The organism is Mesorhizobium silamurunense (assembly GCF_014843825.1).
GTDB lineage: Bacteria > Pseudomonadota > Alphaproteobacteria > Rhizobiales > Rhizobiaceae > Mesorhizobium > Mesorhizobium silamurunense.
The window spans coordinates 1-8,055 of the sequence record NZ_JHQR01000002.1 but is presented as its reverse complement, the minus strand read 5'-3'; the positions used below and the strand labels follow the sequence as shown (position 1 = coordinate 8,055).

Annotated in this window: 8 protein-coding genes, 3 pseudogenes and 1 riboswitch; of the genes and pseudogenes, 9 read left to right on the top strand and 2 right to left on the bottom strand. The window is 63.0% G+C overall.

Annotated elements, in window-relative coordinates:
* From DH10_RS00200 to glyA, 9 genes and pseudogenes are all read left to right on the top strand, one after another.
* Positions 1-665, top strand: a pseudogene (locus tag DH10_RS00200) (oxygen-independent coproporphyrinogen III oxidase); the annotation flags it as partial.
* 189 nt (positions 666-854) lie between these two features.
* Positions 855-1,016, top strand: coding sequence for a hypothetical protein (locus tag DH10_RS00195; RefSeq protein ID WP_192384013.1), 162 nt, complete (start codon positions 855-857; stop codon positions 1,014-1,016).
* A 182-nt stretch (positions 1,017-1,198) separates the two neighbouring features.
* Positions 1,199-1,315: riboswitch (TPP riboswitch) on the top strand.
* 103 nt (positions 1,316-1,418) lie between these two features.
* Positions 1,419-3,254: a phosphomethylpyrimidine synthase ThiC gene (gene thiC, locus DH10_RS00190; RefSeq protein ID WP_192384012.1), complete on the top strand. Its 1,836-nt coding sequence runs from the start codon at positions 1,419-1,421 to the stop codon at positions 3,252-3,254.
* Positions 3,251-4,252: a glycine oxidase ThiO gene (thiO, locus tag DH10_RS00185; protein ID WP_192248443.1), complete on the top strand. Its 1,002-nt coding sequence runs from the start codon at positions 3,251-3,253 to the stop codon at positions 4,250-4,252. The genes thiC and thiO overlap by 4 nt, the downstream gene beginning before the upstream one ends.
* Positions 4,221-4,418, top strand: a complete 198-nt coding sequence (gene thiS / locus DH10_RS00180) for a sulfur carrier protein ThiS (protein ID WP_192248446.1) — start codon at positions 4,221-4,223, stop codon at positions 4,416-4,418. Before thiO ends, thiS begins: the two co-directional genes overlap by 32 nt.
* 1 nt (position 4,419) lies before the next feature.
* Positions 4,420-5,193 (top strand): thiazole synthase, encoded by a 774-nt coding sequence (locus DH10_RS00175; protein ID WP_192384011.1) that lies wholly within the window; start codon positions 4,420-4,422, stop codon positions 5,191-5,193.
* Entirely contained in the window at positions 5,190-5,795 is a 606-nt protein-coding gene (locus tag DH10_RS00170) for a thiamine phosphate synthase (protein ID WP_192248452.1), read from the top strand. The genes DH10_RS00175 and DH10_RS00170 overlap by 4 nt, the downstream gene beginning before the upstream one ends.
* Positions 5,786-6,571, top strand: coding sequence for a hydroxymethylpyrimidine/phosphomethylpyrimidine kinase (locus DH10_RS00165; RefSeq protein ID WP_192248455.1), 786 nt, complete (start codon positions 5,786-5,788; stop codon positions 6,569-6,571). Before DH10_RS00170 ends, DH10_RS00165 begins: the two co-directional genes overlap by 10 nt.
* 88 nt (positions 6,572-6,659) lie before the next feature.
* Positions 6,660-7,057 (top strand): annotated as a pseudogene (gene glyA / locus DH10_RS36465) (serine hydroxymethyltransferase); the annotation flags it as partial.
* Positions 7,058-7,128: 71 nt separating this feature from the next.
* On the opposite strand, the gene DH10_RS00155 reads toward glyA, so the two are convergent.
* On the bottom strand, positions 7,129-7,587 hold the full coding sequence (locus DH10_RS00155; protein WP_192384010.1) for a hypothetical protein: 459 nt from the start codon (positions 7,585-7,587) through the stop codon (positions 7,129-7,131).
* A gap of 15 nt (positions 7,588-7,602) precedes the next feature.
* Positions 7,603-8,055: pseudogene (locus DH10_RS00150) on the bottom strand (coproporphyrinogen III oxidase); the annotation flags it as partial.

The window sequence follows — 8,055 nt, the reverse complement described above, 5'->3', positions numbered from 1 at the left end:
GTCGCCATGCGCCCCAACCGGCTTGCGGTATTCGGCTATGCGCACATTCCGTCACTTATCAAGAATCAGCGCCAGATCGAGGAGACAGCACTGCCGGATAGCGCTGCCCGCGCCGAACAGGCTGCGGCCGTGGCCGAGACGCTGGTTGCCGCCGGGTACCGAGAGATCGGGCTCGACCATTTCGCCTTGCCGGACGACGAGCTCGCGCTGGCACAGAAAACCGGTCGCCTGCGGCGTAACTCGCTGGGGTACTCGGCAGACACCTGCAAAACCCTGATCGGTTTCGGCGCGTCAGCTACGGCCGCGTCGGCGAGGGGTACGTCCAGAACGAGGTTACACGGGATTCTTACACTCGGCTGCTGGCCGTCTGGCGACGTCAAAGGGCTACCGTCTCACCGACGAAGACCGCGTGCGAGCCACAATCATCGAGCGATTAATGTGCGATCTCGAGGCGGATGTGCCGGCAATCTGTGCCGCCCACGGATCTGATCCGATCCGTTTTCTCGATTCAGACTTGGCGATGCTGGCCGAGGACGGGATATTGGACATCGAAAAGGGTTTCATTCGCGTGCGGCAGGAGCATCGCTTTGTGGTTCGCTCAGTTGCTGCCGCATTCGATGCTTTTCTAGACCGGGTAGTCCCGTAAGCACAGCAAATCGGCATGAGCGGAGGCCAAAGAGATCACCGCCCGTCGCTAACGGCATGCTCCATCAAGTCACAGCAGTGGCCTTGGGCAGCTTGGCGATGTTTTCGACGAGCGTTCCGTGACAGCGTGGTAGTAGCAATCCTTTCGAACGGGACCTTCCTTAAGAAACCGCCTTTCTGCAGCTCAATTCCGGCAGCAGGTTGACGACTTGATCGACATGCCCGAGTGGCTGGCCAATCTGCCCTCCCGTTTCCTTCACCAAATGGTGGCCACCTGTCGAACGGCCCGCGAAAAGGAATTCGGCGCGCTGACCAATGACGAGGCAGGGCGGATCGAGGCGATCTACGCGCAAAACTTTGGTGCCGATTGAAGGCGTGATCATCATAAGGATCGATCTTTAGTCCGACGGTTCGGCGATCCCCTTATCCCTGCCTGGTCTCCTGGGCGTGCGCCCGACACATGCACGAGCCTTCCTCCCGGGTCTGACGGGCCGCAGATCGTCGCCGCGGCCCGAAGCCGCTTGACAAGCTAGCGCAAGCCCGTTCAACCTAGGGCATTCACCAGGGGAGTCCCGGCAAGGGGCTGAGATACTGCTGGCTTTCGCGGCGCAGTGACCCGTTGAACCTGATCCAGTTCATACTGGCGTAGGGACGGTGCAAGCGCTTTGCGGGAGTTTACGCCCGAGGCCTGTCGCAAGCAGGGCGGCCAAAGCGTCTTTTCATCCTTCCGGCACAGAACTGGGTCTCCAATGCATGAGCAAAGGAGCCTCACGATGAATGCCCTCACCCCCGCCGTGTCGACGGGACCGCTGCCCGCCTCACGAAAAATCCACAAGCCCGGTGCCATCCACCCGCAGATCAGGGTGCCTATGCGCGAAATCTCCGTCCATCCAACGGCCGGCGAACCGCCCGTCACCGTCTACGATCCGTCCGGCCCCTATACAGACCCGACTGTCGAAACCAGCATCGAAAAGGGCCTCGCACGGCTTCGCCACGAATGGATTACGGCGCGAGGTGACGTCGAGGCCTATGACGGCCGCCATGTGCAGCCGGAAGACAATGGCTTTGCGACGGGCGAGCGCCTGACGCCGGAATTTCCTGCTCGCAACCGGCCACTCAGGGCCAAGGCAGGCAAGGCGGTGACCCAGCTTGCCTATGCGCGCGCCGGCATCATCACGCCCGAGATGGAGTTCGTCGCCATCCGCGAGAACCTCGGCCGCGAGATCGCCCGCGGCAAGCTGCCCCGCGACGGCGAAGCCTTCGGCGCGGTGATCCCCGACTTCGTCACCCCGGAATTCGTGCGCGATGAGGTGGCGCGTGGACGGGCCATAATTCCGGCAAACATCAACCATCCCGAGAGCGAGCCGATGATCATCGGTCGCAATTTCCTGGTGAAGATCAACGCCAATATCGGCAACTCGGCGGTCACCTCGTCGATGGCCGAAGAGGTCGAAAAAATGGTCTGGGCGATCCGCTGGGGCGCCGACACGGTGATGGACCTGTCGACGGGCCGCAACATCCACAACATCCGCGAATGGATCGTACGCAATGCGCCGGTGCCGATTGGCACGGTGCCGCTTTACCAGGCGCTGGAAAAGGTCGGCGGCATCGCCGAGGACCTGACCTGGGAGGTGTATCGCGACACCCTGATCGAGCAGGCCGAACAGGGAGTCGACTATTTTACGATCCACGCCGGCGTGCGGCTGCACTATATCCCGCTGACCGTCGACCGGGTCACGGGCATCGTCTCTCGCGGCGGCTCGATCATGGCCAAATGGTGCCTGCACCATCACCGGGAGAGTTTTCTCTACGAGCATTTCGCGGAAATCTGCGACATCTGTCGTGCCTATGACGTGTCGTTTTCACTCGGCGACGGCCTTCGTCCCGGCTCGATTGCCGATGCCAACGACGCGGCGCAATTCGCCGAGCTGGAAACGCTCGGCGAATTGACACAGATCGCCTGGGCGAAAGATTGCCAGGTGATGATCGAGGGGCCCGGCCACGTGCCGATGCACAAGATCAAGGAGAACATGGACAAGCAGCTCGCCGTCTGCGGCGAGGCGCCGTTCTATACGCTTGGACCGCTGACGACCGACATCGCGCCGGGCTATGACCATATCACCTCAGGCATCGGTGCCGCCATGATCGGCTGGTTCGGCACCGCCATGCTCTGCTACGTCACGCCCAAGGAGCATCTCGGCCTTCCCGATCGCAACGACGTCAAGATTGGCGTGATCACCTACAGGATAGCCGCCCATGCCGCCGACCTGGCGAAGGGCCATCCGGCAGCGAAAGCCAGGGATGATGCCCTTTCCCGCGCACGCTTCGAGTTCCGCTGGGAGGACCAGTTCAACTTGTCGCTTGATCCCGAAACGGCGCGGTCCTTCCACGACCAGACCTTGCCCAAGGAGGCCCACAAGCTGGCGCATTTCTGCTCGATGTGCGGGCCGAAATTCTGCTCCATGCGCATTTCTCACGACATCCGCGCCGAGGCCCAAAAGGAGGGCATGGCGGCGATGGCGGCGAAATACCGCGAGGGCGGCGATCTCTACATGCCAGTTGGCGAGACCGACGCACCGCTCATGCCAGAGGCGCCGGAACCGTCATGAGAGTGCTGGTCAAAGGGGCCGGCGTCGCCGGCCTCACCGCCGCCTTCGAGCTCGCCGCCCGCGGCGCGACGGTCACAGTCGCCGAGACCCGGCATGGCATCGGTGGCAACGCATCGTGGTTCGCCGGCGGCATGCTGGCGCCATGGTGCGAGCGTGAAAGCGCTGAGCAGCCAGTGCTGGATCTCGGACGCGACGCCGCCGGCTGGTGGGATGCGGTGCTGCCGGGTCAGGTGACACGGGCCGGAACGCTGGTTGTTGCTGCACCGCGCGATGCGGGCGAGCTTGACCGGTTCGCAAGTCGCACGTCGGGCCATCGGCGTGTCAATGAGGACGAAATTGCGCTCCTGGAAACCGACCTCGCCGGCCGCTTCCGGCGCGGATTGCTCTTCCCCGATGAGGCTCATCTCGACCCGCGTCAGGCGATGGTGGCACTTCATGACAGGCTCGCAGCCATGGGTGTCGAGTTCCGCTTCGGCACCCACGCCCGGCATGTTTCCGGCTTCGATCGCCGGATCGATTGCACGGGGATGGCGGCAGAAGACGACGGGCTGCGCGGCGTTCGCGGCGAGATGCTGATCCTGCGCACGCCGGACATTTCGCTGTCGCGCCCGGTCCGGCTGCTACATCCGCGCTTTCCGCTCTATGTGGTACCGCGCACCGACCACCGTTTCATGGTTGGCGCGACGATGATCGAAAGCCAGTCCACAGGACCGGTCACGGCGCGTTCGATGATGGAGCTTTTGGGCGCGGCCTATGCTCTCCATCCGGCCTTCGGTGAGGCTGGCATCATTGAGACCGGCGCCGGCGTCCGTCCGGCCTTTCCCGACAACCTGCCGCGTGTCGAGGCATGTGGAAGCACCGTCGCGATCAACGGGCTCTATCGCCATGGTTTTCTCCTCGCCCCCGCCATGGCGCGCCAGGCGGCCGACCTGGTTTTCAATCAAGACGGAACCAAGGAACTTACTCATGAAGCTGATGGTCAACGGCGAAGCGCATGAGGTTGCCGCCACCACGCTGGCGGAGCTGCTTGCCGCGCTCGACTATGAGGGCGATTGGCTGGCAACGGCCGTCAATAGCGACCTCGTGCACAAAGCCGGGCGGGCGGAGTTCCAGTTGAGCGACGGCGACCGGATCGAAATCCTCTCGCCCATGCAGGGAGGCTAGCATGTTCGAACTTTTCGGGACGACGCTTGCCTCCCGGCTGCTTCTCGGCACGGCTCAACATCCTTCGCCTGCCATCCTTGCAGATGCGGTCAAGGCCTCGGGCACGTCGGTGGTGACCGTCTCGTTGCGCCGTGAAATGGCGGGCGGCAGGGCTGGCGAAAAATTCTGGTCGTTGATCCGATCGCTCGGCGTCAGAATCCTGCCCAACACCGCCGGCTGCCACTCCGTCCAGGAAGCGGTCACGACCGCGAAAATGGCGCGCGAAGTCTTCGGTACCAACTGGATCAAGCTCGAAGTGATCGGCAACCACGACACGCTACAACCAGATGTGTTCGGTCTGGTCGAAGCCGCCCGCATCCTGTGCGAGGACGGTTTTGCGGTACTTCCCTACACCACCGACGACCTTGTTGTCGCCGAGCGGCTGCTGGAGGCAGGCTGCAACGTCTTGATGCCGTGGTGCGCACCGATCGGTTCCGCGCTTGGGCCGGTCAACATCATGGCGCTGCGCTCGATGCGCGGACATTTCCCTGGCGTCCCGCTGATTGTAGATGCGGGGCTCGGACGACCGTCGCACGCGGCAACCGTCATGGAACTCGGCTTTGACGCCGTGCTCCTGAACACGGCGGTCGCCAGGGCGGCCGATCCGGTCGGCATGGCGCGTGCGTTCGGCAAGGCGGTCGAGGCCGGCCGTGAAGCTTTCAGTTCGGGAATGCTCGAACCGCGCGACGTCGCCGTGCCGTCGACACCGACGATCGGCAGGGCAGTTTTTTCATGAAGCTCGATCCCTTCTACCTGATCGTCGACAGCGCTGCCTGGATCGAGCGGCTGGTGCCACTCGGCGTCAAGCTGGTTCAGCTCCGCATCAAGACCATGGATCAGGCCGGGTTGCGCACCGAAATCCGCAAGGCGAAGGCCTTGTGTGCTCGACACCGGTGCCAGCTCATCGTCAACGATCATTGGCGGCTAGCGATCGAGGAAGGCTGCGACTTCGTGCATCTCGGCCAGGAGGATTTGCAGACCGCCGATCGTTCGCGGATTCGGGCAGCCGGCACCAGGCTCGGACTGAGCACCCATGATCATCTCGAACTGGAGACGGCCATGGCCGCCGAGCCCGACTACATCGCGCTCGGCCCCATCTACCCGACCATCCTGAAGAAGATGAAATGGACGCCGCAAGGGCTCGAACGGATCGCCGAATGGCGGGCATGCGTTGCTCCGATTCCATTGGTCGCCATTGGCGGCCTCAACCCGGAACGGCTCGATGGCGTCTTTGCGGCTGGCGCGGACAGCGCAGCAGTGGTGACCGACATCACCCTGAACGACGACCCCGAAGCGCGCACGCGGGAATGGATCGAAAAGACGGATCAATGGCGCTGAAGCGAGACCCGTATGTGCTTGTCGTCGGTGGCTCGGACTCCAGCGGGGGTGCCGGAATTGCGCGCGATATCGAGACGATCTCTTCGATTGGCGTGCGAACCTGCCTCGCCGTCACCGCGCTGACGGTGCAGACCCACGAAGCCGTCATGGAAATCCGTCGTTCGTCACCAAGCCTGGTGGCCGATCAGATGCGCGCCGCGCTGCAGGCCAACAAGGTGGCGGCCATCAAGATCGGCATGCTCGCAACGGCCGAGATCATCGTTACCGTTGCCGCAGTGCTGCGCGAAAATCCGCAGGTGCCGGCAATCCTCGACCCCGTGCTCGCCTCGACCTCAGGCCTGGCGCTGCTGGAAGCAGGTGCCATCGCCGTCATGAAGCGCAATCTGATGCCGCTTTGCCGTCTCGTCACACCCAATCTCATCGAACTTGCGCTTCTTATCGGGGCGGAACACGCGGTCGACGAGGACGGCGCAGTCAGGCAGGGCCAGGAACTGCTGGCCGCGGATGCGCAGGCCATTCTGATCAAAGGCGGTCATGGATCGGGACCCCGATCGACCGATATTCTGTTGCGCTGCGATCACGAACCAGTCCGCTTCGACACACCGCGCCTTGCTACGTCGATGCGCGGTACGGGATGCATGCTGGCCAGCGCGATTGCGGCGCATCTGGCAAAGGCAAGCCCGCTTGAAGACAGCGTGCGCAAAGGCAAAGGGTTTGTTTTCGAGAAGCTGCAAAATACACGACCCGCGGTGAAAGGGCCCGCGTGCTTGTCGTGAAATAGATCAATCCAATGGGAGCGAAACTGTCATGGACAACTCCGCCGACGGTGCCATCGCGCAGCCCGACACCTAAGGACGGTCTCCCTTGGCCTCAGTCGATTGCCGCGTTCACGAACTGCTTCTACGGCAGGAGCGGCACGAGCGGACCACGCTCAAACTGATCGCTTCCGACAACTTCGCCTCTTCGGCCGTGCTGGAAGCGACCGGTTCGATTTTCCCGAACAAGTACGCCGAGGGTATCGTCGATCAGCTTGAGAACCTCGCCATTGAGCGCTTGAAAACACTATTTGGCAGCGAACACGCCAACGTCCAGCCTTATTCCGGCTCGCCGGCAATCAGGCTGTCTATCGCGCGCTTTTGAGCCGGGGCGATAAAGTGATGGGGTTGCCCCTCCCCGGTGGCGGCCATCTCACTCATGGTTGGGCCGTCAACTTCTCCTGCACTGATTATAAGCGCGTCCCCTATGGCCTGCACGACAGATCTCTGCGTCCCGGCGGACGAGCCTGGCGCACCGATCCCGACCGAGGCGCATGAGCGATCATGAATGTCCTGGTCTAATGCGCCGGCGTCGCCCGCCTCACCGCCGCCTTCGAGCTCGCCATACGCGGCGCGGCAGTGACCGTTGCGGAGGCCTTGACTTGGTGGCAATGGGTCGCCGGCGCATGTTGACGCCGTGGTGCGCGCGTGAAAGCGCCGAGCAGCCGGTGCTGGATCTCGGATGTGACCCCGCCGACTGGTGTGATGCGGCAACGCCCGGCCAGGTAACGCGATCCGGACGTGGCCGCGCCGCGCTGGGTGATCTTGACCGGTTCGCCAGCCGCATCTCGGGGCGTGTCGACGATGGAGAGGAAATTACGCTCCTTGAGCCCGACCTCGCCCGCCGCTTCCGCCGCGGTTTGCTCTTCCGCGGCGAGGTCAATCTCGACCAGCGCCAGGTAATGGCGGCATTCATGACAGGCTTTCGGCCATGGGGCGTCGAATTCCGCTTCGGCGTCGACTTGGCCTTCGCTCACGCCGATTCGCCGTGCTTACGGGACTACCCGGTCTAGAAAAGCATCGAATGCGGCAGCAACTGAGCGAACCACAAAGCGATGCTCCTGCCGCACGCGAATGAAACCCTTTTCGATGTCCACTATCCCGTCCTCGGCCAGCATCGCCAAGCCTTCAGCTGAATCGAGAAAACGGATCGGATCAAATCCGTGGGCGGAACAGATTGCCGGCACATCGGCCTCGAGATCGCACATTAGCCGCTCGATGATTGCGGCTCGCACGCGGTCTTCGTCAGCGAGACGGTAGCCCTTCGACGTCGCCAGACGGCCGGCTGCGATGTGCCGGGTGTAGGAATCGCGCGTAACCTCGTTTTGGACGTAACCCTCGCCGATACGGCCGATAGCCGACGCGCCGAAACCGATCAGGGTTTTGCAGGTGTCGGCTGAGTAACCCAGCGAGTTGCGCCGCAGGCGACCGGTTTTCTGTGCCAG